Consider the following 22,290-nt stretch of genomic DNA (forward strand, 5'->3'; position numbering starts at 1 on the left):
TCACTTATTCGCTTATTCGAAATGCAACCTTGCCAAAGTTTTTACTCTGTTCGAGATAATCAAACGCCTTAACTGCATCATCTAGTGTAAATGTCTTATCAACAACCGGATGTGTTTCGTATTTCTCAATATGGGCAATCATCTCACGTAACTCTTCCCTGCTTCCCATAGTAGAACCGAGTAATTGAAATTGGCTGTAGAAAAAGTTTCGTAAATCCAACTCTACAGTGTCTTCCGTAGTTGCCCCGAATACAACGATTCGTCCGCCTTTTTTTAAGACTTCCAAAGAACGATTAAATGTCGCTCGACCAACACTTTCAATTACTAAATCAATAGTTTCTCCATCCAATTCTTGTTTCCAATCGCCATTCGTATCTAGCGCAATATCCGCACCTAATTCAAGTGCATGTTGACGCTTTTCCTCGCTTCGAGATGTCACGATAACGCGGGCCCCGATATTTTTGGCAAATGAAATTAAATAAGTGGCCACGCCGCTACCCGCACCTGGTATGAAAACTGTTTCCCCTTCTTTCAAATTTCCTTTTGTAAATAAGGCACGGTAACCCGTTAATGCGGACAAGGCCAGTACGCCAGCCTCTTCCCAAGTTAGGTGCTTCGGTTTTAATTCAACTTGCTCTGAAGAGATGACAATCTTTTGGGCAAACGTGCCATTGTCTGGCATGCCTAAAATATCAAACCCTTCTGGCGGGGCAACACTATTAGTCTCCCATCTTAAAGCCGGATTTATAATTACTTCGTCACCAACTGCAAAGTCTGTTACACCTTCTCCAACTGAATCGATAACGCCGGCACCGTCAGAACCTAACACGAGGGCATCTGCCTCATCCCCGCGACGATTAGGTATGTATAAATCGCGTCGATTCAAGCCTGCAGTGCGGAGTTTAACGACTACCTCCCTTTTATTTGCTACTGGTTCATTCACTTCACTAATTTTTAATTCGCCGAGTTCATGTACAAATGCTTTCATTTTTCAATCATCCTTTTCCAAAGTATTCACTGAACAATGCCAGTTGCTTTTCACTAATAATATCTTGTGAGAATAGAGGTACAAAAATCAGTTGTTGCCTGGTAAAAGTTTCTTTAATCAATTCAATATATTGTTTCTCATGTTTTTTCCGTTCCATGATAAAATCGCCATCAGCCTCTTCAGGCAGCACTTTATTGATAATAAGCGTCGACACGACTAACTCGTATTTATTTAAAAGTTCAATTGCTTTCTTTGTTTCCAGTATCGGTAAACGTTCCGGATTCAGAACGAAAATAAATCCTGTTTGCTTCTTATCGAGCAGTACTTCTCTCGCCTCCGAAAAACGCGATTGTCTAATACGTAAAACATCGTATATCGGATCCTCTACGGGTTCGCCGTCATTGATAAGTCTTGAATAATTTTCATTGGTCGTTCTTCGCTTGTCCAGTAATCCTTTAATCCATACGCCCATTAATTCCGGTAACGAAAGTAAGCGAATGGTGTGACCCGTTGGCGCGGTATCGAAAACGAGCTTATCGAAATTTGCGCGTTCTTCTAATATAATACTGATCAATTTATCAAATAGCGCTGCTTCATCCGCTCCTGGCGATGCTTTGGCCGTGTCCAATTGGCGATGAACTTCTTCCATCATTCCAGATTGGACAACGCCTCGAATATTTTCTTTCACGCTTTTAATATAATTTTCCGTTTCAATTTCGGGGTCTATTTCTAATGCATATAAATTATCGGCAATTTCCTTTGTTTTTCCGCCAATTTTCGTACTGAATATATCCCCTACGTTATGCGCTGGATCCGTTGAAATGAGTAATGTTTTAAATCCTTGTTCCGCGGATTGTAGTGCGATTGCCGCAGCCGATGTAGATTTTCCTACGCCCCCCTTGCCTCCGACAAAAACAATGTTTTTTGTTAAGACATCCATCTTGATAACCCACTCCCCCTTTAATCTAACTCAACAACATCGAAACCCCGATAACGGTGATTTTTCCATGCCCATCCGTAAATGCCAGTCATGAAATTTCTCCATCATATAAGGATATAATTCGAGCGTGTAATAATACGCAGGATTCGGAATCCCAATCATTTCTGAATATAAGAGTAATAGAAATAAATCATCTTCATCCCTCAATTCGCTCGCGACTTCTCGGCGATGCGGCATGCTTAAGACTTCTTCGTACCAATTCACAAGCGCTTTCATTTTATCGAGCAAAAGATTCACCCCTCTTCGATAATACGTAAAGAAGGAATCCTGCCGAAACAGAAATCCTTCTCCCTAGCAATCACTCGTCTTCTGTTATTATCTTATCATCATATTTGCCTGAAAGTGCGGAAAATGCGGTCAGCATGATCCATATCGCGAACACGAAGATGACTGCACCAAAGATAAACAGTAACAAATTCGAATCATTCCCGAACCAGGACCATTGGAAAATTACTTGCTGGAACATCGCCCATAATGTCATAAACATGACGAAAACCATCGGAATTATGGTGACGAGATAGTTCCTGCCTAGCCGCTTCAGCCATATTGAAATGAGAAGCAAACTTATTCCAGCTAATAGCTGGTTCGCTGTTCCAAATAAAGGCCATAGCAAATACCCGCCTGAACCTAATCCTTGTGGACCTTTTGGAAGTAACACAAGTGCCGCACTTGCAAATACGGCAATTGAAGTTGCAACATGTTTTTTCTCCAAGACTGGCATTTTGTATTCGACACCTAATTCAGCGATGATATATCGCATTAAACGGAGTGACGAGTCAAGCGTAGTAGCCGCAAAGCTTACAACAATGATCGAAACGATTGTTGTTGAAATACTTGCCGGGATACCGAGTCCAGATGCTAGATTACTAGCGCCTTTAATGAATACGCCGAGTCCCCCCGAACTTGCAGCACCGAAACTTGAGTACGTCGCAAGAAATTCTTCTTTACTTGGGAAGAATGTAATCGCCGCGATAATCGCGATTAAAGCTAATACCCCTTCGCCTACCGCACCCAAATATCCGACAAAACGAGCATCTGTTTCTTTATCAAGTTGTTTAGAAGAAGTTCCCGAAGAAACAAGCCCATGAAAACCTGAAATTGCTCCACACGCAATCGTTATGAACAGAAGTGGAAACCATGAAACATCGCCTACTGCTGTATTCGTTATTGGCGCTGTAATTTTAGGATTCACAAATAGCAATCCTAAATACAAGATCCCCAATCCAACGACAAGCTGATGCGAGTTGATAAAGTCACGCGGTTGTAAAAGCTTCCAAACCGGTAAGACGGAGGCAATATAAACATAGACCATCAATACGACAATCCAGATGAAGAAAGCTGTAGATATCGCACCAAGACCAAATAATCCAGTACCGCCTTCGCCGCCCATATACCTTACCAGGTCGATTTGAAGAAAACTGTATTGGCTCGAGAATACGGCTGCAATATACATGACTGCGAGTGCAATAAGTGATGGCACAAGCATTTTTTGTTTCTTTTTATAAACGATATGACCTATCCATATGGCCAATGGAATCTGTATAAATACCGGGAATACACTTGCTGGGAATTGAATAAACAAATTCGAAATAACCCATGCAAAAACAGCGTTGACCATCAACACTAGTATTAAAATGATAAATAAGAATAATATTTTGGCACGCTGACCTATCAATCTATGCGCTAAAGTACCGACAGATTGTCCTTTATTTCGAACGGATAATACGAGGGTTCCAAAATCATGGACCCCTGCCGCAAATACTGTTCCTAAAATAACCCACAGGAACGCTGGGAGCCATCCCCAATAAACTGCGATTGCCGGACCGACGATAGGAGCAGCGCCCGCGACGGATGTAAAGTGGTGTCCCCATAATACAAATTTATTTGTTGGAACAAAGTCCACATCGTCTTTATACCGATGTGCTGGCGTAATGTAATTCGGATCGAGACGGAAGATTTTTTCTGCAACAAACTTTGAATAGTAACGGTAACCTAACCCTAAAATAATCATTCCGATTAGTGCTAGTACAATTGCATTCATAAACTTTTCTCCTCCCCCATTAATTTATCATCCCCATTAGCTCAAACTCTGCTGTTCACAACACCTCCATCTTATTTCAGTTGTCCATCCATCATATGAAAAACTATTGTCAAGAAGAATGGAATCAGAGATTGCAATTTCACCTCTTGGAATCTGATTATACATGTAATTCCGAATTAAATATACACTACCATTGGATTATGTCGAATTTTTAATTAATTTGACATAGAAAAAAGCATTAACTTGTCTAACAAACAAGTTAATGCCTCTTCAATAATTTTTCTTTAAAGTCACCACAACGATTTCAGGTTTGTTGAATACTCGAACCGGGAAAAGGCTATTTCCAATTCCGCGGCTGACTACTAGTTGGCTTCCATCTTTTTCATGAATTCCCGATGTCAATTTCGGAAATATTCCTTGCCCAGGTGAAATGAGCCCGCCAATACCCGGAATTCGAACTTGCCCACCGTGCGCATGGCCACTAAAAGTTACATCAATGCCATTTCGAACATATACATCAAAATGTTCAGGACGATGCGACAGCAATATTTTAAACATCTCTTGTGGAACGCCATCAAAAGCTTTCTCCACAGCTCTTTCAACTGTAACTTGTTCATCTCCCAGACTGCTAAGCGGATCTTCAATTCCCCCGATTAAGATTTTTTCACCTTCGGGAGAAGAAAGTATTTCTCTCTCATCTGTTAGAACATGTACACCTAATTCTTGTAGTGAACTCTTAATTCGATCAACATCATTTATGGATATTTCATGATTACCAGTTACATAATAAATTGGTGCCACATCTTTAATCGCCTCAACAAGAAGCAAACTTTGTTCCAAGTCATAACGATTTCTATCAATGAAGTCACCAGTTATATAGATAGCATCAGGAGCAATCTTCACGACTTCATTCACGATATCCGCATGCTTTTCACCAAACACCGCGTCATGCAAATCGGATAACTGGACTATTTTATAACCGTCAAAACTAGCTGGCAGCCGTTTCGAACTAAGCGTATAATTTGTAGTTCCAACTGTTGTATTCCCTTTATAGATAATGAATCCGAGGATTCCAATGACTATGACGGCTAAAAGTAATTTGCGCATTTACTTTTCCTTTCTACAGGCTATTAATAGCCTACTTTTTGACGTGTATAATTTTCTTCGTTCTTCAAGATATAAGCTTCGATAATTGCATCATGTGAAAACTCTAGTTTCTCCGCAATCGAACCGTAGTGAATCCACACATTCGCATAAGACTCCATCGTTAAATCTTTTAAAAAGTATGTAATCGATTCTGTCGTTTTCAAGAATAATTCAGTTAGTTCGCCTTCGACTTTTCCTTCGGGCCAATTGGTCATCGTTTCGAATCCAAGTTCGATGCCGAGCGATAATATGAAATGAATTGAATCGACGTATTCTTCAAGTATAACTTCAATTTCAGATGGACCCTTTGAACTCCAAAATTTAAAACTTCTCGTTTCATTTGCCAATTCTGCAAGTTCAACAAGAAGTGCAAGCCCTTTTGCTTGAAAGACATCCTCGTTTGTAGTCCTCTGTTTTTGTATAAAAGCGTCTAATTCTGTCTGCATCTCAAATAATTTTGTCAGCTTCATGAAATAACCTCCGATTTATTTTTATTAAAGTGAAACCTTTTGCAAAGTTAATCGTATAGAAGAGAAGTATATTTAGTTAAGGGGGATCTTTATGGGACTCGTGATCCGCTTTGTGATCATTGCATTTATTATTTATTTATTTTACAGAGGGATTCGTTACTTATTCGACCCGAAGCGTAAACTTGATGATGCTTATGAAGAGGAACGTTATTATTTCTATGATGATGTAAGAAATGTGCGTAAAAACTTCTTCATTACGTATAAAGGTGCAATGTTTGAAGGAGAAAAATACTTGGGCACGACTGAAACCTCATTTGATGTTGTCTCTATTTTCGTTTGGGTGAAAAACGAAGCGAAACTCCAAGGATTCACCAAAGATGATTTTTATTTCCTTCAATCTGAAATTCTATCAAATTATCCGACCGCAAAAATTAGTTGGAAAAATCCAATCGAAAAATTAATGAACTAATCGAACTGTCAGGAATGCCACCCGCATTCTTTGACAGTTTTTTTCATGCAAATGAATTCGTAGGCAGCGTCACGCCAAATAAATAAAAAATTAACACCCCATAAAGAATCGCTAACATAAGAAAGCCGATACGAAATGATGTGTGCCTAGTTTTATGACGGAACAGTTGCATACCAAAATATGCGCCGATTCCCCCGCCAAGCATCGCTAGATACCATAAGTTTTTTTCAGGAACTCTCTGCCCTTTTACCTTCGATTGACGTTTATCATAGCCCATTGTCGCGAACGCCCAAACCGACATGATTGCAATCCAAATAAGTACCACTGTTTGCATTCGCACTTCCCCCTTTATTATAGTTTACACTTTAATTATCCCATTTGGGAAATTATTTAACAAAAGCGGAAGGCGCCCGTTCAGCCCAGACAGGCATAAGCCAATCAAGCTAAGAAGAATTGAACTGCATTCTTCCCAGCTTGATTGGCTTATGACCCGAGGGGCTGGCGCCTGGAGCTGGACGTGAAATCTCTAGGTTGGAAGATAGCCACAGTTAGTATTTTTGTAGTTTCTTAAGTAACAATAAAAAAACCGCCATCACTTGAATTTCTCCAAGCGATAAGACGGTTTCATTTTCATTGATTATTTCGCAACTGCTTTTTTCGCTGCATCTGCAAGTTGTGTGAACGCTTGTGCGTCAGACACTGCAAGGTCAGCAAGCATTTTACGGTTGATGTCAATTCCAGCTACTTTCAAGCCGTGCATCATATTGCTGTATGAAAGACCATTCATACGAGCTGCCGCATTAATACGTGTAATCCATAGTTTACGGAAATCACGTTTTCTTTGACGACGGTCTCTGTATGCATAGTTAAATGATCTCATTACTTGTTCGTTTGCTGTTCTATAAAGTCTATGTTTAGAACCATAGTAACCTTTTGCTAATTTTAAAACGCGATTACGGCGTTTACGTCTTTCTACTCCACTCTTTACACGTGGCATAGTAATAACCTCCTGCTTTTCTGTTCGAATTTAGTATTTTTATTATTTTAGGTATGTGATCATTTCACGAATGCGTTTGTAGTCTCCTGAAGAAACAAGTGAAGCTTTACGTAGGTGACGTTTAGCTTTTGTCGTTTTGTTTGCAAAAAGGTGACTTGTGTAAGCACGGCCACGTTTTACTTTTCCAGTGCCTGTCTTTTTGAAACGTTTCGCTGATCCCTTATGTGTTTTCATCTTAGCCATGAATGGTTCCTCCTAAATCTTTCATTGTACCTTATTTCTCGACAGTCGGTGCTAACACTAAGAACATGCTGCGACCTTCCATCTTCGGTCTCTGTTCAATTGTTGCTAATTCTTTACATTCTTCAGCAAACCGGTCAAGTACTCGTTGTCCGATTTCCTTATGCGTAATCGCACGTCCTCTAAAACGAATCGATGCTTTTACTTTGTCGCCATTCTGCAGGAAACGAATTGCGTTACGAAGTTTTGTTTGAAAGTCATGTTCATCAATAGTCGGGCTTAATCGCACTTCTTTGAGAAGGATAACTTTCTGGTTTCTTCGAACTTCACGTTCTCTCTTTTGTTGCTCAAACTTGAATTTTCCATAGTCCATAATTCGAGCAACTGGCGGTTTTGCCTTTGGTGCAACAAGAACTAAGTCCAAGTTAGCACGTGTTGCAATTTCCAATGCTTCGTTACGAGTTTTGATTCCAAGCTGTTCGCCGTTATGATCAATCAAGCGAACCTCGCGGGCACGTATGCCCTGGTTTACGTTCATGTCTTTGCTAATAGTAATCCACCTCCGGGTAAACTTGTCTTAAGAATAAATAGTTTGGATATAACCAACTGTATAGGAAATAAAAAAGCGAGTAGACAAATTGGATTTGTCTACCCGCATATGTGTACGCACATCAACATGTACGATACTTCATAAATGTGCTGACCTGCTAACAACGAATTCGCGTCAATCAGGTGAGAAGCGGGTAGCCTCTTCTTATACCACAAACTATATTCAATAATTAACTTACCTTTATTATCTTACCATCCTAAACAACGAATGTCAACCATTACATTCAAGATTACTTAGTTACTTCTTCTGAAACTTGATTAATAAAGTCTTCAAATTTCATGCTTTCTGATTTCTGTTCTCCGTATTTACGAACGTTTACTTCACCAGATTCAATTTCTTTGTCTCCAAGAACGAGCATATACGGTACCTTTTGCATTTGCGCTTCACGAATTTTGTAACCAATTTTTTCGTCGCGCTCATCAAGTGACACCCGGAATCCAGCTTCTACAAGTTTTTCGCGAACATCATTTGCGTAGTCAAAATGTGCATTTGGTGAAACTGGAATGACTTGAACTTGAACTGGTGCGAGCCATGTCGGGAATGCACCTTTATATTCTTCAATCAGGTATGCAACGAAACGCTCCATCGTGCCGACAACCCCGCGGTGAATGACGACAGGTCGATGGTGTTTTCCGTCCTCGCCGATATAAGTTAAATCAAAACGCTCAGGTAAAAGGAAATCGAGTTGAACTGTGGAAAGTGTTTCTTCCATACCAATCGCTGTTTTCACTTGAACATCCAATTTCGGACCGTAAAATGCTGCTTCGCCTTCAACTTCGATATAGTCCACATCAAGTTCATCCATCGCTTCTTTTAACATTGCCTGCGCGCGTTCCCACATGGCATCGTCATCGAAATACTTCTCAGTATCTTCCGGGTCACGATAAGAAACTCGGAATGAGTAATCTGTAATATTAAAGTCTTTATAAACATCGATAATTAGCTGAACAACTTTTTTAAACTCGTCTTGGATTTGATCCGGACGAACAAATAGATGCGCATCATTCAGTGTCATTCCGCGTACACGCTGCAATCCCGAAAGCGCACCCGACATTTCGTAACGGTGCATTGTTCCGAGCTCCGCGATTCGAAGCGGCAGGTTTCGGTAGGAATGAATCCCATTTTTATAAATCATCATATGATGCGGGCAGTTCATCGGGCGAAGAACCAGATCTTCATTGTCCATGCTCATGACCGGGAACATGTCGTCTTGGTAATGATCCCAGTGACCACTTGTTTTATACAGTTCTGAACTTCCTAGAACTGGCGTATAGACGTGATCATAACCAAGTCTTTCCTCTTTATCTACGATATAACGTTCGATAATACGACGGACAGTCGCGCCTTTCGGTAACCACATCGGAAGTCCTTGCCCGACTTTTTGCGAGTTCATGAATAGATCGAGTTCTCTACCTATTCTTCGGTGATCCCGTTCTCTCGCTTCTTCAAGCATTTTCAAATGCGCTTTAAGCTCATCTTTTTTGAAAAATGCAGTTCCATAAATACGCTGAAGCATTTTGTTATCTGAATCTCCTCGCCAGTATGCTCCCGCAATGCTAAGCAGCTTGAATTCTTTTAGTTTTGCAGTAGATGGAACGTGTACACCGCGACATAGATCAACGAAATCGCCTTGTTCATAAATCGATACTTGTTCATCTTCAGGTATCGCTTCAATCAACTCTAATTTGTATTCATCGCCAATTTCTTTAAATAACTCAATTGCTTCATCACGCGAAACATCGCGACGCACAATTTCAATATTTTCGTTGACGATTTTCTTCATTTCTTTTTCGATTTCAGGCAAGTCATCTGCAGTGATTGGCACCGATGAATCGATATCATAATAAAATCCATTTTCAATGACTGGACCAACACCGAATTTAGCATCTTTAAATAGACGTTTTACTGCTTGTGCAAGTACATGAGCCGAGCTATGACGTAAAATTTCAAGTGCTTCTGGTGAATCAGGTGTAATAATCGCAATTTCTCCGTCAGTTGAAATTGGTGTTTTAAAATCAATCAATGTACCATCTAATTTTCCCGCTAGCGCATTTCTGCGAAGCCCCGGACTAATGGATGCCGCGACATCTTCTGTAGTCGTGCCTTTTGGAAACTCCTTTACTGCGCCATCCGGGAATTGTAGTTTAATTTCATTCGACATTTGCAAACACTCCTTTTAAATTTAAAAAACAAAAAAAGCCCCATCCCTGGAAAGGGACGAAGCTATAGCTCGTGGTTCCACCCTTCTTCTCTTAATGCACAAGTCATTAAAGAAGCTCTGCTTCGGCTAACGGGCCGGATCCGTCATTGGTTACTAGAATGTTCGCCAATGCTGCTCAAAGGTGGTAAATTGCGCGTCATTCCTACAGGGCTTCCAGCCAATTGGGAAAGATACAATTCAATCTTTCCCTCAATGTCCCCGTTCTCTGGCGGTCGACTAAACAATTATTGTCCTTATCAATGCATTTAATTTCTTATTAGAGTTGAGTATACGCCGTATCAAAATGAATTGCAAGTATATTCCTTGAATTTTAATCTACATCGAATTCAAGAATTGTTGTAACGTTGTTCACATGGTGTGCTTTTACAGTATACTTTCCTTTTTTATCAGGTATAAATGTAGTATATGCATTCATAGTATCGCCTGATTGCAAATTGAATTTACGATTCACATCTTCGCATGGACCATAGGTTTCAGGTAATTCAATGACCTCATTATCTACAGTCACTTTAAACTCAATATCAAGTTGGCAACTATTTTCATTGAGACTAATGTAATTATCACCCATATTGGAAAGTGCGCTAGAAATATAAACAGGCGCTCCCATTTCGAATTTACTTTCCGCAACTACGTTAAGTTGAAGCGATCCTAGGTTAGAAGATTCTTCTTTCACATCAAAATTCGCGGCGGTTCCAACTGTAACGACCTTCTTCACTAACGGCATATTTGCAAAGTAGGCGGAAACAATATATTTCCCATCTTTCTCTGCAGTGAATTGCGCCTTAGTATCAAGTGAATCGCCTACCAAAACCTCGATATCTTTTGTTAAATCTGTACACGCTGGCGGCGATTGGTCTTCTTGATATTCTTCAAATGGCGTTAAAACCAAAGTTACTTCTTCAGTACATTTACTGCCTGCCTTTAATGTGACCGGCCCGTTGTATGTATTTTTCAAAGATGCATCAACTTCAAATGGCTTTCCAGCCTCCACTAAATCATCGACTTCCATCGTTAATGTAAAAGGCTCAAACGTGAATGAATCTGATTTGGCATTCTCATTATCTGTTTCCTTGGAATTAGTTTCTTCATTATTATTGGTTTCAGTAGTCGTTTTTTCAGGTTCGTTAGACTGGTCTTGGTTTTTGAATAGAAACGTTCCCAATACAATCAGTACAATTACAGTACCTAAAATGGCTATTAACTTCTTCAAAAAAATCCCCCATTACCAAATTAATTATTTCCGCCTATTTTCTCCGCTTAACTTTATATCAGTCGAAACCATTCTAATACGTTCCATGATACGCCTTGCTTTCACAACGTCTTTATCGCCGCGTTGCGTATACGTTAAGTGATTCTCCAATTCGTCGAAACTTAAATTCGACGTAAAAAAGGTTGGAAGTTGCTCAGCCATGCGATATTGCAATATCGTTCCGAGCACTTCATCACGCGTCCAGGCTGACATTGCCTCTGCTCCGAAATCGTCTAACATCAGTACTTGCGCTTTTTTAACAAAATCTATTTTTTCATTTAGTGTTTGATCTTGTATCGATTGTTTAATTTCACGTAAAAACTCTGGAACATACACGACAATTGTTTTAACGCCGCGATTTGCTAGTTCATTTGCCAATGCACCAAGAATGAATGATTTCCCGATTCCAAAAGGTCCGTAAATATACACGCCTCGTTTAGGTAATTCTCCATTTTGATCATAGCTGGCTAAAAACGCATCTGTAGCTTCTACAACTGAAATCCTGCTTACATCCGAGTTTTCATTCAAATCGATATCATGTAATCGTGCTTCCATCACATCTTTTGGCATATGCATACTTTCAATCATGCTAGCCGTTTTCCTGCGGTTTTCATCTGTCAGTTTTGATGGACACTTCACATATTCAATTTCAATAAGGTCGCGTTTAATGACTAGTTTCGGTTCAAATCCATTCATGATATTTTTACAGTTCGATAAATCAGTGCACTTATCGCAACCATGAGAAGCAGTAGAATATTCATAAAGGTTTCCTAAACTCCGATCAATCATCTGTTCATTGACTTCTGTTGAATGTTCGGACAAAAACTTTTGAATACCTGGATTCCCCATGATTTCAATCCGCAAATCATCATAGCGCGCCGCAAAGTTTGGCGCATTGACCACACGTTTTAATGCATCTCCAAGTGGTTCCATTTTACTTCACCTCTGTTCTTCTTGCGTTCAGATTTTCAAGCAATCTACGTCGACGTTCTTCCACGTCTGGATCCATCTTTTTAGGTTGTTCTTTTTTCTCATCTTTTTTGAAAAACCATTCAGGAACCATTGCCTCGCGACCAGTTCCCCGTCTATTATTGGAAGCCGGTTTTTGGCCTTCATTTTTCCACTGCATGTATTTGTCATGTTCTTTTCGAGAAAATTCCAAAGCTTCTTTCGCAGTGCTAACTTTTTTATTCATCCAATGCGAAGCGATTCGTTCAACATAGTTATTTGTTATTTTCCCATCGTTACGAATGTGCACATATTGTAGGAGGACGTTTACAACGCCTATTGGCAAGTCATGCGTATTAATAAGCCGTTCCGCTAATTGAACATCCACAGAAAGTGGTTCTTTATCATTAAGGTCACGTAACATGTCGACAGGCGGCGTGTTTTCAAGATAATGAAGCAATTCATCCTCACGGGAAAGCTTTTCGTTTTGAATTGTTTCTTGCTGCGGTTGCCGTTTTGCATACACCTTTTGCAATACGGGCGCTTCCTTTGAAATGCTCATTTTATAATAATCCGCGGCAGCGCGGCGAAGCCTGGCATCGGGTAATTCCAAATCCTCATCCAACGCCATCATAATCACTTTCTGCATATCAAGCGGCGATAATGAATATAGAAATGCTAATTTTGAAATCGTTTCCTTCGGGACAGACGCCAGGGCTGCTTGCGGCACCATTTGTTCTGATAATCCAGACTTCAAGAGATTGAAATCAAAATCATAATTGACGAATGGGACGCCTTCAGATTGATTCCTTTCAATAATTTCAGTACCTTCATCTACACTTGAACCGTTGTTAACTGGTTTGTAAACATCCAGAAACGTTCGTGAGACTTCTTTAAAGGTTTCATCTTCTGTCGTTCCAGCTGCAAAACGCGCTCTTAAATTTCTGTATGGTTGTTCGCCAATTTTACTAAATAAAAATGTAGATAGTAAAGGGTCATTAAAAAAATCTTTTGCACCAAGCGGTGAGTATAATTTATATATAAATGACCTCGCATCACCATCTCTTTTCACATATGTACGCAATAGACCAATTGCTTCGAGTGAAATCCGAGCTTCAAAAATCGGGTCCAGTGGCATCGATAATAGATTCATAAGATAATAGTGCGTATATTCCCTGTCGTCATCATGTTCCACGTCAGCCCAAAGTGTCATAAACAAACTCATTGCATCCGACCCGATTAACGGTTGGTAAAATAATGTTAGAAGTTGCCGGTCATAGTCCGAAATTGGGTGCGACAACTGTATTTTGAATGAATCCACTGGTTGTAATTCTTTATAGAGCGCCACCATTTAAACCTACACCTTCCATTAATTCTCTTCCGATTTAGTTTGAAGATTTTTCAGTTCATCAATAAATACGGTAATATCCTGATAATCACGGTAAACAGATGCAAATCGAACATATGCAACTTCATCAACGTCTGCTAGTCTTTCCAAAACCAACTCGCCCAAATCACCTGAATTCACTTCCGCAATACCAGAACTTCTCAAATCTTTCTCAATTTCATAAACAATATCTTTTAAATCATCAAGGTTTACAGGACGTTTCACACATGCACGAATAAGTCCGCGAAGGATTTTATCGCCGTCGAATTCATCGCGCGACCCATCTTTTTTCACGACAATCAGGGGTGCTTCTTCAATTTTTTCGAACGTTGTAAAACGAAAAGCGCATGATTCGCATTCCCTTCGTCGCCGAATTGACCTGTTGCTGTCAGCAGGTCGAGAATCAACAACTTTTGATCCATTAAATTGGCATGCCGGGCATTTCATAAGATAATCCTCCACTTTTCCCTTTAATAGTATATTGATTATAACAGAAAAAGTCGATAAACAGAACAAAAGCATGGAAAAGCGTGGATTGTGGAAGATTTACTGGCAAATGAAAAAGTATTAAAGGCGTACTAGGAACTTTCATTTTACACGCTTCGGCGCTGGTGGATGCTTCCCGCGATAAGCCTGATAGAAAACCACTATCAGTCTTATCGCTCCAGCTACCACTGGCAAGGCGCCTTCGCTGGTTTGTTTTTGGTAGATTTTTGTCGTTTCGTTTCTTCGGTAGTGGATTTTATATAAAACTATATACTATCTCGTTTAAATATTGAATAAAGTGGTGAATTTCAAGAAATGAAGTGAAAGCCAACTAGAATGGGCGGTTTTTAAATGGCAAGGATTTTGAAAGATAAAAAAGCCTAAACCCTCCTTACCTTGAACGGGGAATTAGACTAATGAATTTCAACAATCGTGCAAGAAAGTGAGAGAGCCAAATACATTCTTGTTTATTTCTCATAATTAGTCACTAGGAAACTTACTCGTTATGATGTATTCTCGAACCAGTTGCAACATCTTTTCCTGCATTTTTTCATCATTCTTTTCTGTATCGATTAAATAGCCTATGTGATAAATGTGCCCGTCGTAGTATGCATAAAATTCATTAGCGGCAGTTCCTACGGTAGCTACACCTTTTTCATTTTCATCATAATACCGGTATAGCAACGCACCATTGGTTGAAAGTACCTGCTGGTAAATAGGCAAATTTTCTGTCAGGTCCTCTTTTTTTAATTTGTTTCCTACCGTGTCAAATTCATCAGTCTTATCATATAATTCCAGAGGATTTTCATCGGATTCTGTCACTGAAATGATGAAAAAGTGATCAGTTTGTTCATACTCATCCTTACTAAGATAGCTTAATTGTATCTGGTTCTGTACTTTTCCATCTTTATCTTTCGATGTCACTAGAAAGGCTTTCGCCTCGTCTACCTTGAACGGTAACTTGTTTGGATCGAGATTGTTCATAGTATTTTTAACTTGATCTGGCAAAGAAGATTCTGCTTCATTTATTAGAAAAGGCTTGTAGTATGCTACATTCTTTCTTTCATCTAAATAATCGTAGGCCTTGAAATACTCGCTATAAGTCAAATCGGTACCTTTAACTTTAACAAGTTTAGATTTATCGATTGAACATCCAAACAATATGGAACCAATAAATATCAGTAAAAATAAGAAGCTTGATAATTTTTCAGGTGTCATTATAACTCTCCTTTATTTGTCCGCTATGGAGATCATGCATAATTCTTATTATAGAATCGCGCCCGATCGCGGCATAATTCAAAGTAATATCACTGTATACTTTTATTCAAACTCTCAGCTAACCACTTTGTAAAGACACCCATGAGTTTTGTAACAGAGTCAGGAAGATGCGGGTTTACAACGCCAATTCCATTTTCCTGACGTTACCCTTTTATGCGATTGATATTTTATTCCCATTCATTAGATTTTTGAAATCTTATTCTATCCTTATTTGTTGGAATCCCATTATTTATTTTTTCCCATATGCCATTCTTAAATACTTCGTATTGTTCAAAAGCAACAGGCAATCCTTTTGCAATAGCTATGTCATTATTATCCATAAGTTGAAAATGCAAATGCGGAGCAAAAGAATTGCCTGAATGACCAACTCTACCAATTACATCACCTTTTTTTACATGCTGGCCAACCGAAACCCGAATTGAACCTGTTTGAAGATGGACTAATCCAGCATATACATTATCGGCACACTCTATAATGATGTAGTTACCAGCAACTGATTGTATATCGTCTTTTTTCGGGTCGAAATGCTGAGCGTTTTTATAAGCGTTAGACATATCTGACAGCAATTTTGTTCTTGCTCGTTCTTTATAACCATCCTTTGCTTGGACAATAATCCCATTGCAAGGTGCATATACGTCTTGCCCCCAACAATAATATTCATCTAAAGGAACTCCAAAAAGTAAATATTGCGCCAAACTAGTACGATAAGCGGGCCAACCCTTTCTTTCCCAATCCACTTGAATAAAGTCATAAGCATATCTTGATCCTAATTGGTTTGTGCCGTGACTCGGAATTTTTGTCCCTGGCGTGTTAGGAGAGTACCATTCACCTCTCAAAGGAAACTCCACAATTATCGGCTCACGTGCGTCAATCATCTCATATCCCTCCTCCGTTGATTCTTTACCTACATTATTGAAAAAGGATGGATTACAAAAGCAGAAAAAAGTCGAGTAGTCCATCTCACATGTAAAGGCTAAAGAAAAACCCCAATTCACTTTTCAACATCAGAGAAATCGGGATTTATTGTGACACAATATGGCCAGTTTGTTTAATACAGTCTTTTATAAAAATGAATTACATCATTCCTCTAACTCACAACATTTTACATATAAACGGAAAACGATTGCACGACTAAAAAAATACTTACTAGCCCCCAAACTGTAGCCCCCACTATCCACCAAACAACATGCTTAGCTGAAATCTGTTTACTTTCCATGCTTTCCTTACTTTCTATTATTAAAGCGACTTTCCTTTCCATACCTTTTTTCATAGAAACAAGAACAATAAATCCTATTACGATGAAACCAACAGTTACCCAAAGTAACAAACCCATTTTTACACCCCATTTTTATGAATTACTTTCCTAGCTGGCCGACGATATTGTCAAAGTAAAATCTGAAGCAATTATTAATACTTCTGGATAAACCTCCAATTTAGAAGTTCCGTTATCGCCGCTACCTACAAAAAAATAATATTCTGCTAAATGGCCTGTTTGCTAGATATGGACACAATTGCTTATTAAGCAATCGCGCCCGATTGCAGAAGTTCGTTGCAAATACCGAAGGATTGTTTACGTTCCTTTTTTTACTGGGTTACGAGACTTCTTGTAAAAAAGCACAGCTAACAACAAAAGAATCAGAGGCATGTACCCAATGTAAGATACAAACGGCTCTCCACTCAAAGCATATAAAGAAAAGGGTAAAACTGTGAAGAAACATAATACCATAGCAACCCAAGAACGTTTAAAGATTCCATACAAGAAAATGATAGGCGATATAATCGCAGAGATCCAAAATAATACTGCATACAATACAGCCATTTTAACCCCTCCCGTTTCATTGTTTCCCAAAATGAATGCACAAGTCCTTCGCAATATGGCCCGATTGCGATACAGACACAATCGTTTATAAAGCAATCGTGCCCATTAATTTAATAAAGTAAATTAAATTTCGCGAATACGATAAGAGCTGCCAATAAAATAAAAGTCTCGGTTAAAGTCAAAATAAACTGTTTTAGATACTTAGAATACTTCCACTCAAAAAACGCCCTAATTAGCATACGTATGAATGTGAAAACCAGGACAGTAACAATGAACAGGTTATAAGATTCAGGAAAATATACAAGGTCCACTACAAGGGAGAATCCTCACTTACTTTCTCAATGTTGAAAATCCTTCGCACAAGGGATTTTGCTGTAGACATCTAAATAAAAATTACCACAAAAATTAAAGCGACCCTTAAAAAAACCAAATCATAGCATATCCCCTTCTTGCATTCTATCCCGATTCAGGCACTGTGCTTCTTCAACAACTGCGCCCGATTATTGGGAGAACATTACCCTTTCTCAGCCACTAATGCTGAATGTCTTCTAAAACCCGAAGATTATCTCCTTTTTTTGAATACAAGGCGAAATACTCTTTATCTTCCTCGATAAGGTTCCAAACCATCTTTTCTTGTATCATTATCTTAAATGCTTCTTCTTTGTTTTGATTGTACGGGTCATATGCCTTAATCCAATATTCTTTGTTGTTGCTTGACTGACCTTTTTCAATCACCATCAACGTTGAGGCAGTTGATACTCCCCCACAAGAAGCAAGTATTAATGTGAAAAGGATAATGAATAACCCAAAAGTTTTTTTCATAAATCTTCCTCCCACGATTAAATAATGCTTTTTTAGTCTCAACAATCTGGCCCGATTCTGGCACGAATTTTATTCAGCTAAAGCCCTAATTGAGGAAATCTATTATTGGATAATTCCTTGCCTAAAATCCACATAAACTTTACAAATACCAATGCTCATTTGTTTTTGTCCTTGTACATTTTATAAACCCTTCCAATTATCGGCAGAATTATTAGGAAAGGAAAAAGAATATTAAACCATAGGGGTTTATCAAAAGAACTAACACTATAAATAATTACAACGAATGCAATCCCAAGAATAATGTCAGCTATTAAATTATGTTTTTCAGATTTAAACATTGAAACCACTTCTGTATCCTTTGTTTCCATCACTCATAGTGTCTAAACTCCTATTAAACCTCCGAAGGGTTATTCAATTAAATGGCCCGATTGCAGAATGGGCGAAGATCCATCTTCAAGAATTGCGCCCGTTTGCTTAAATTACATTAAAAAAATCTGTTACCCTATAAATCACCAATCCTAAAATGAATAAGACACAAGTTATAGCACTTAGGAGATATGTTTTACTTTCTCTTGTGAAAATCGATTTCATTATGGTACGAAAAGCAAACACAGCAGCCATACTTACAAAAATCAATATTCTAAGGCGTGGAAATTCATTTATTGCTATAATCATCACAATAAAACTAGCCCAGTAGAGTATTCTTTCACCATATTTATGTAGTTTGTTTACGTATTTTACATCTAATTCAGATTCCTCTATATTCAATTTTGTTATTAGCTTTCGATTGATAAATTGATCTAAAATTAGAATGGCAATTAGAATAGTAATAATGGCTATCATTTTAATCCCCCTATTAGACATCATCCTACTTCATTGGCATTAATGGCGATCTTATTGTTCCAGAATAGCGCCAGATTGATTAATAATTTTTGCTATTTGTTAAAGCCAAAAAGTATATGTTAACTCCTGTTAATCCACCACCAATAATCGCCATTAATGTTCCGATTATTACCCAAGCCGTAGTCAAAAGAGTAGACAAATATATACCAGCCATAAGCAATGCTAAACCAACGAACAATAACACAATGTTTGTTTTCATACCTCCACCTCTTATGCCTTCCTTTTCCGTTAAATGTACCGATTGCGATACAGACACAATCGCTAATATAGCAATCGCGCCCATTAGTTTAATAAAGTAAATTAAATTTCGCGACTACGATAACAGCTGCCAATAAAATAACAATCTCGGTTAAAGTTAAAAAAAACTGTTTTGGATACTTAGAATACTTCCACTCAAAAAACGCCCTAATTAGCATACGTATGAATGTGAAAACCAGGACAGTAACAATGAACAGGTTATAAGATTCAGGAAAATATACAAGGTCTACTACAAGAACAACAAATAAGATAACCAAAGAATAGTTTATAAATGGTTTATCTACTTCCTGATGTAATTGTTTTACATAATTGCGAGAGGGAGAATCCTCACTTACTTTCTCAATATTAAAAATCCTTCGTGCAAGGGATTTTGCTGTAGACATCAAAATAAAAATAACCACAAAAATTAAAGCGATCCTTAGAAAAAACCAAATCATAGCATATCCCCTCCTTACATTCTAGCCCGATTCAGGCACAGCGCTTCTTCAACAACTGCGCCCGATTCTGGCATAACGTTGTACGAAAATTGCGGCGGCTTAATGAATCCAATCGTAAGTTTGGATGTAGCTGAAAAGTCAGGTCAAGCCTTCTTGGATAAAGAATATTTTTATTTTATCCTATTTTTTTTAAATCGATCTCCCAAATTAGAATACAGTAAGCTAAATATAATAACAGCTACAAATAATATCAAACCAATAATGAATAATACATTGTTTTGTAGTATGTCGCTTAATAACCAAAATACCATACTTGCTGATAAAGCCAGAATGGTTTTTCCGTAGAATTTACCCAACGCTAGTTTATCGTATTTTGCTTTTTCCCCTCTAGGCAGCGTGTTAAATCCTGCAATAAGAAATGTTCCTTTTCCACTCAACAGAAATACACCGAAAACAGTAAATGAAAAAATACCAACACTTAATAACATGGTAACACCTCCATAAAGTAGAGTGCTTAATAACACATACGAATGAATGTTAATAAAAGTTCAGGGTTGAAAGTAATATAAATAGCAATAGGTAAATCAACATGATTTATTGCTTTTAATACCATTTCTTGTTCATTGTATTTAGCTGGTTTCGTTCAATAAGGTTTCTCTATAAAATGGCCCGATTCTGGCACGAATTTTATTCAGCTAAAGCCCTGATTGAGGAAATCTATTATTGGATAATTCCTTGTCTAAAATCCACATAAACTCTACAAATACCAATGCTCATTTGTTTTTGTCCTTGTACATTTTATAAACCCTTCCAATTATCGGCAGAATTATTAGTAAAGGAAAAAGAATATTAAACCATAGGGGTTTATCAAAAGAACTAACACGATAAATAATTACAATGAATGCAATCCCAAGAATAATGTCAGCTATTAAATTATGTTTTTCAGATTTAAACATTGAAACCACTTCTGTATCCTTTGTTTCTATCACTCATAGTGTCTACACTCCTATTAAACCTCTGAAGGGTTATTCAATTAAATGGCCCGATTGTCTTATACTATAATGCGGCTTGATTGCCTGAAGAAATTCTATTCAATAATCTTTTCCCGATAGTTATGTGGCATAGCGTTGTACGACAATTACGCCCTATTCTAGCCGACTGTTGCTATTTTAAGGAGTCCATTATTTCTTTTGCATCCAATAAAAACAAGTCGAATTTCTTTTTCAGCGATTTAACGGTATTACTTCAGTCAAATTTCACAAAATCTATTAATACATTTTCCTCTGAACCGATATATCTTTTTTCTTAATATGTGAAAGAAGTAGCACCATTCCATAGTCTATTTATTATACGGATAACAAATCAAAACGTTTCACTATCTGTCCTGGTTGTTGAATACATCCGTTGTCAAAGGATTTACTCTTAATTCATGTAAACAAAAAAAGTATGAGAAGGAAAGTACTTTTCCCCTCATACTCTTAAACTTTTAATTAATTATGCACTTAATTTCAAACTTAAAGCATAGCCAACTCTCTTCGCCAAATCAACAACGCGTGCAGAATAGCCCCACTCATTGTCATACCAAGCAAGCACCTTAACTTTTCTAGTCCCCATGACAATCGTCGAAAGCCCATCAACAATTGCAGACTCCGTAGTTGTATTCAAATCTACAGAAACCACAGGATCTGTTGTATAAGCAAGAATCCCTGACATGTTTGATTTTGCCGCCTTTTTGAATGCATCATTCACCATTTCCACCGTCACATCTTGTTTAAGATCAACAACAAGGTCAACAAGTGAAACGTTCGGCGTCGGTATGCGCAGTGCCATACCATGAATTTTACCTTCCAATTCCGGCAAGACCAATGACAGCGCTTTCGCAGCACCTGTCGAAGTCGGAATGATGGACTGCGCACATGCGCGTGCTCGACGTAAGTCTTTATGCGGATTATCTAAATTATTTTGATCTGTCGTAAATGCATGAACAGTCGTCATCAAGCCGTTCTCAATTCCAAAAGCATCATTCAGCACTTTTGCAACTGGCGCAAGACAGTTCGTCGTACAACTAGCATTCGAAATAACCTCATGTTTATCAATATCAAGTTTTTCATCATTCACGCCAAGGACAATCGTGATATCTTCATTTTTACCCGGTGCTGTCAAAATTACCTTTTTAGCACCAGCTTTCAAATGAAGGGCCGCCTTGTCACGCTCGTTAAATTTACCTGTCGCTTCTATAACGATATCGACACCTAGCTCTTTCCAAGGAAGTTTGACTGGATCTCTTTCCGATACAAGCTTCACTCGTTTACCATTTACAACAAGCGCATCTTTTTCGGCAATGATTTCACCATTAAACGTTCCGTGATTTGTGTCATACTTAATCAAATGAGCGAGTGTTTCCGATGGATATGACGCATTTACCGCAACAATCCTTACATCATCCTCCAAAATCATCTGACGGAAAACCATTCGTCCAATTCTTCCGAACCCGTTAATCGCAATAGAAGTAGTCATAGAT

The 22,290-nt window shown here is 38.4% G+C and carries 27 protein-coding genes and 1 other annotated feature; of the genes, 1 reads left to right on the forward strand and 26 read right to left on the reverse strand.

Annotated elements, in window-relative coordinates:
* Window positions 1–4: 4 nt before the first annotated feature.
* The 6 genes from JSQ81_RS03505 to JSQ81_RS03530 form a co-directional block, all read right to left on the reverse strand.
* Window positions 5–988: a zinc-binding dehydrogenase gene (locus JSQ81_RS03505; protein ID WP_212606349.1), complete on the reverse strand. Its 984-nt coding sequence runs from the start codon at window positions 986–988 to the stop codon at window positions 5–7.
* A gap of 7 nt (window positions 989–995) precedes the next feature.
* A complete protein-coding gene (locus JSQ81_RS03510) occupies window positions 996–1,928 on the reverse strand; it encodes an ArsA family ATPase (RefSeq protein ID WP_212606350.1) in 933 nt (310 codons plus the stop codon).
* A gap of 30 nt (window positions 1,929–1,958) precedes the next feature.
* The gene (locus tag JSQ81_RS03515) at window positions 1,959–2,204 is read right to left on the reverse strand and encodes a cory-CC-star protein (protein WP_210470399.1); all 246 of its coding nucleotides are present in this window, start codon (window positions 2,202–2,204) and stop codon (window positions 1,959–1,961) included.
* A gap of 82 nt (window positions 2,205–2,286) precedes the next feature.
* Window positions 2,287–4,029 (reverse strand): carbon starvation CstA family protein, encoded by a 1,743-nt coding sequence (locus JSQ81_RS03520; protein ID WP_212606352.1) that lies wholly within the window; start codon window positions 4,027–4,029, stop codon window positions 2,287–2,289.
* Window positions 4,030–4,299: 270 nt separating this feature from the next.
* A complete protein-coding gene (locus JSQ81_RS03525) occupies window positions 4,300–5,136 on the reverse strand; it encodes a metallophosphoesterase (protein WP_212606353.1) in 837 nt (278 codons plus the stop codon).
* 23 nt (window positions 5,137–5,159) lie between these two features.
* Complete coding sequence (locus tag JSQ81_RS03530) at window positions 5,160–5,645, reverse strand: dUTP diphosphatase (protein WP_212606354.1); 486 nt, start codon at window positions 5,643–5,645, stop codon at window positions 5,160–5,162.
* Window positions 5,646–5,736: 91 nt separating this feature from the next.
* Here JSQ81_RS03530 and JSQ81_RS03535 point away from each other — a divergent pair, with 91 nt between their 5' ends.
* Window positions 5,737–6,114 (forward strand): sigma-w pathway protein ysdB, encoded by a 378-nt coding sequence (locus JSQ81_RS03535; protein ID WP_212606355.1) that lies wholly within the window; start codon window positions 5,737–5,739, stop codon window positions 6,112–6,114.
* A gap of 43 nt (window positions 6,115–6,157) precedes the next feature.
* On the opposite strand, the gene JSQ81_RS03540 is transcribed toward JSQ81_RS03535, so the two are convergent.
* The 20 genes from JSQ81_RS03540 to JSQ81_RS03635 form a co-directional block, all read right to left on the reverse strand.
* Window positions 6,158–6,448 (reverse strand): DUF1294 domain-containing protein, encoded by a 291-nt coding sequence (locus tag JSQ81_RS03540; RefSeq protein ID WP_212606356.1) that lies wholly within the window; start codon window positions 6,446–6,448, stop codon window positions 6,158–6,160.
* A gap of 303 nt (window positions 6,449–6,751) precedes the next feature.
* Entirely contained in the window at window positions 6,752–7,111 is a 360-nt protein-coding gene (gene rplT, locus JSQ81_RS03545) for a 50S ribosomal protein L20 (protein WP_210468652.1), read from the reverse strand.
* A gap of 42 nt (window positions 7,112–7,153) precedes the next feature.
* Window positions 7,154–7,354: a 50S ribosomal protein L35 gene (gene rpmI, locus JSQ81_RS03550; RefSeq protein ID WP_172368890.1), complete on the reverse strand. Its 201-nt coding sequence runs from the start codon at window positions 7,352–7,354 to the stop codon at window positions 7,154–7,156.
* A 31-nt stretch (window positions 7,355–7,385) separates the two neighbouring features.
* The gene (gene infC / locus JSQ81_RS03555; RefSeq protein ID WP_212606357.1) at window positions 7,386–7,889 is read right to left on the reverse strand and encodes a translation initiation factor IF-3; all 504 of its coding nucleotides are present in this window, start codon (window positions 7,887–7,889) and stop codon (window positions 7,386–7,388) included.
* Between the two features lie 73 nt (window positions 7,890–7,962).
* Window positions 7,963–8,113, reverse strand: a sequence feature (ribosomal protein L20 leader region).
* A gap of 77 nt (window positions 8,114–8,190) precedes the next feature.
* A complete protein-coding gene (gene thrS, locus JSQ81_RS03560) occupies window positions 8,191–10,122 on the reverse strand; it encodes a threonine--tRNA ligase (RefSeq protein ID WP_212606358.1) in 1,932 nt (643 codons plus the stop codon).
* 370 nt (window positions 10,123–10,492) lie between these two features.
* Complete coding sequence (locus tag JSQ81_RS03565; RefSeq protein ID WP_212606359.1) at window positions 10,493–11,392, reverse strand: hypothetical protein; 900 nt, start codon at window positions 11,390–11,392, stop codon at window positions 10,493–10,495.
* Window positions 11,393–11,416: 24 nt separating this feature from the next.
* Window positions 11,417–12,364: a primosomal protein DnaI gene (gene dnaI, locus JSQ81_RS03570; RefSeq protein ID WP_212606360.1), complete on the reverse strand. Its 948-nt coding sequence runs from the start codon at window positions 12,362–12,364 to the stop codon at window positions 11,417–11,419.
* A 1-nt stretch (window position 12,365) separates the two neighbouring features.
* Window positions 12,366–13,730, reverse strand: a complete 1,365-nt coding sequence (locus JSQ81_RS03575) for a replication initiation and membrane attachment family protein (protein WP_212606361.1) — start codon at window positions 13,728–13,730, stop codon at window positions 12,366–12,368.
* 18 nt (window positions 13,731–13,748) lie between these two features.
* Window positions 13,749–14,213: a transcriptional regulator NrdR gene (nrdR, locus tag JSQ81_RS03580; protein WP_212606362.1), complete on the reverse strand. Its 465-nt coding sequence runs from the start codon at window positions 14,211–14,213 to the stop codon at window positions 13,749–13,751.
* Between the two features lie 519 nt (window positions 14,214–14,732).
* Window positions 14,733–15,470, reverse strand: coding sequence for a hypothetical protein (locus JSQ81_RS03585; RefSeq protein ID WP_212606363.1), 738 nt, complete (start codon window positions 15,468–15,470; stop codon window positions 14,733–14,735).
* 227 nt (window positions 15,471–15,697) lie between these two features.
* Window positions 15,698–16,405, reverse strand: coding sequence for a M23 family metallopeptidase (locus JSQ81_RS03590; RefSeq protein WP_212606364.1), 708 nt, complete (start codon window positions 16,403–16,405; stop codon window positions 15,698–15,700).
* 227 nt (window positions 16,406–16,632) lie between these two features.
* Complete coding sequence (locus JSQ81_RS03595; protein ID WP_212606365.1) at window positions 16,633–16,863, reverse strand: hypothetical protein; 231 nt, start codon at window positions 16,861–16,863, stop codon at window positions 16,633–16,635.
* 237 nt (window positions 16,864–17,100) lie between these two features.
* On the reverse strand, window positions 17,101–17,349 hold the full coding sequence (locus JSQ81_RS03600) for a hypothetical protein (RefSeq protein WP_212606366.1): 249 nt from the start codon (window positions 17,347–17,349) through the stop codon (window positions 17,101–17,103).
* Window positions 17,350–17,459: 110 nt separating this feature from the next.
* Window positions 17,460–17,660 carry a DUF4181 domain-containing protein gene (locus tag JSQ81_RS20175; protein WP_212606367.1) on the reverse strand — a complete coding sequence of 67 codons (201 nt, stop codon included), beginning with the start codon at window positions 17,658–17,660 and terminating at the stop codon, window positions 17,460–17,462.
* Between the two features lie 220 nt (window positions 17,661–17,880).
* Window positions 17,881–18,171, reverse strand: coding sequence for a hypothetical protein (locus JSQ81_RS03610; protein WP_212606368.1), 291 nt, complete (start codon window positions 18,169–18,171; stop codon window positions 17,881–17,883).
* A gap of 474 nt (window positions 18,172–18,645) precedes the next feature.
* Entirely contained in the window at window positions 18,646–19,014 is a 369-nt protein-coding gene (locus JSQ81_RS03615; protein ID WP_212606369.1) for a DUF4181 domain-containing protein, read from the reverse strand.
* A 79-nt stretch (window positions 19,015–19,093) separates the two neighbouring features.
* Window positions 19,094–19,273, reverse strand: coding sequence for a hypothetical protein (locus JSQ81_RS03620; protein WP_212606370.1), 180 nt, complete (start codon window positions 19,271–19,273; stop codon window positions 19,094–19,096).
* An 88-nt stretch (window positions 19,274–19,361) separates the two neighbouring features.
* Window positions 19,362–19,769 (reverse strand): DUF4181 domain-containing protein, encoded by a 408-nt coding sequence (locus JSQ81_RS03625; protein WP_212606371.1) that lies wholly within the window; start codon window positions 19,767–19,769, stop codon window positions 19,362–19,364.
* A 170-nt stretch (window positions 19,770–19,939) separates the two neighbouring features.
* A complete protein-coding gene (locus tag JSQ81_RS03630) occupies window positions 19,940–20,257 on the reverse strand; it encodes a DUF3784 domain-containing protein (protein ID WP_212606372.1) in 318 nt (105 codons plus the stop codon).
* A gap of 1,006 nt (window positions 20,258–21,263) precedes the next feature.
* Window positions 21,264–22,286: a glyceraldehyde-3-phosphate dehydrogenase gene (locus tag JSQ81_RS03635; protein WP_212606373.1), complete on the reverse strand. Its 1,023-nt coding sequence runs from the start codon at window positions 22,284–22,286 to the stop codon at window positions 21,264–21,266.
* Window positions 22,287–22,290 lie beyond the last annotated feature (4 nt).

It is taken from the genome of Sporosarcina sp. Marseille-Q4063, from assembly GCF_018309085.1.
Lineage (GTDB): Bacteria > Bacillota > Bacilli > Bacillales_A > Planococcaceae > Sporosarcina.

Bases quoted from the DNA above. Each gene is read 5' to 3' on its own strand.
- JSQ81_RS03505 (WP_212606349.1), bottom strand. From the start codon at position 988: ATGAAAGCATTTGTACATGAACTCGGCGAATTAAAAATTAGTGAAGTG.
- JSQ81_RS03510 (WP_212606350.1), bottom strand. From the start codon at position 1,928: ATGGATGTCTTAACAAAAAACATTGTTTTTGTCGGAGGCAAGGGGGGC.
- JSQ81_RS03515 (WP_210470399.1), bottom strand. From the start codon at position 2,204: ATGAAAGCGCTTGTGAATTGGTACGAAGAAGTCTTAAGCATGCCGCAT.
- JSQ81_RS03520 (WP_212606352.1), bottom strand. From the start codon at position 4,029: ATGAATGCAATTGTACTAGCACTAATCGGAATGATTATTTTAGGGTTA.
- JSQ81_RS03525 (WP_212606353.1), bottom strand. From the start codon at position 5,136: ATGCGCAAATTACTTTTAGCCGTCATAGTCATTGGAATCCTCGGATTC.
- JSQ81_RS03530 (WP_212606354.1), bottom strand. From the start codon at position 5,645: ATGAAGCTGACAAAATTATTTGAGATGCAGACAGAATTAGACGCTTTT.
- JSQ81_RS03535 (WP_212606355.1), top strand. From the start codon at position 5,737: ATGGGACTCGTGATCCGCTTTGTGATCATTGCATTTATTATTTATTTA.
- JSQ81_RS03540 (WP_212606356.1), bottom strand. From the start codon at position 6,448: ATGCAAACAGTGGTACTTATTTGGATTGCAATCATGTCGGTTTGGGCG.
- rplT (WP_210468652.1), bottom strand. From the start codon at position 7,111: ATGCCACGTGTAAAGAGTGGAGTAGAAAGACGTAAACGCCGTAATCGC.
- rpmI (WP_172368890.1), bottom strand. From the start codon at position 7,354: ATGGCTAAGATGAAAACACATAAGGGATCAGCGAAACGTTTCAAAAAG.
- infC (WP_212606357.1), bottom strand. From the start codon at position 7,889: ATGAACGTAAACCAGGGCATACGTGCCCGCGAGGTTCGCTTGATTGAT.
- thrS (WP_212606358.1), bottom strand. From the start codon at position 10,122: ATGTCGAATGAAATTAAACTACAATTCCCGGATGGCGCAGTAAAGGAG.
- dnaI (WP_212606360.1), bottom strand. From the start codon at position 12,364: ATGGAACCACTTGGAGATGCATTAAAACGTGTGGTCAATGCGCCAAAC.
- JSQ81_RS03575 (WP_212606361.1), bottom strand. From the start codon at position 13,730: ATGGTGGCGCTCTATAAAGAATTACAACCAGTGGATTCATTCAAAATA.
- nrdR (WP_212606362.1), bottom strand. From the start codon at position 14,213: ATGAAATGCCCGGCATGCCAATTTAATGGATCAAAAGTTGTTGATTCT.
- JSQ81_RS03585 (WP_212606363.1), bottom strand. From the start codon at position 15,470: ATGACACCTGAAAAATTATCAAGCTTCTTATTTTTACTGATATTTATT.
- JSQ81_RS03590 (WP_212606364.1), bottom strand. From the start codon at position 16,405: ATGATTGACGCACGTGAGCCGATAATTGTGGAGTTTCCTTTGAGAGGT.
- JSQ81_RS03595 (WP_212606365.1), bottom strand. From the start codon at position 16,863: ATGGGTTTGTTACTTTGGGTAACTGTTGGTTTCATCGTAATAGGATTT.
- JSQ81_RS03600 (WP_212606366.1), bottom strand. From the start codon at position 17,349: ATGGCTGTATTGTATGCAGTATTATTTTGGATCTCTGCGATTATATCG.
- JSQ81_RS03610 (WP_212606368.1), bottom strand. From the start codon at position 18,171: ATGAAAAAAACTTTTGGGTTATTCATTATCCTTTTCACATTAATACTT.
- JSQ81_RS03615 (WP_212606369.1), bottom strand. From the start codon at position 19,014: ATGATAGCCATTATTACTATTCTAATTGCCATTCTAATTTTAGATCAA.
- JSQ81_RS03620 (WP_212606370.1), bottom strand. From the start codon at position 19,273: ATGAAAACAAACATTGTGTTATTGTTCGTTGGTTTAGCATTGCTTATG.
- JSQ81_RS03625 (WP_212606371.1), bottom strand. From the start codon at position 19,769: ATGATTTGGTTTTTTCTAAGGATCGCTTTAATTTTTGTGGTTATTTTT.
- JSQ81_RS03630 (WP_212606372.1), bottom strand. From the start codon at position 20,257: ATGTTATTAAGTGTTGGTATTTTTTCATTTACTGTTTTCGGTGTATTT.
- JSQ81_RS03635 (WP_212606373.1), bottom strand. From the start codon at position 22,286: ATGACTACTTCTATTGCGATTAACGGGTTCGGAAGAATTGGACGAATG.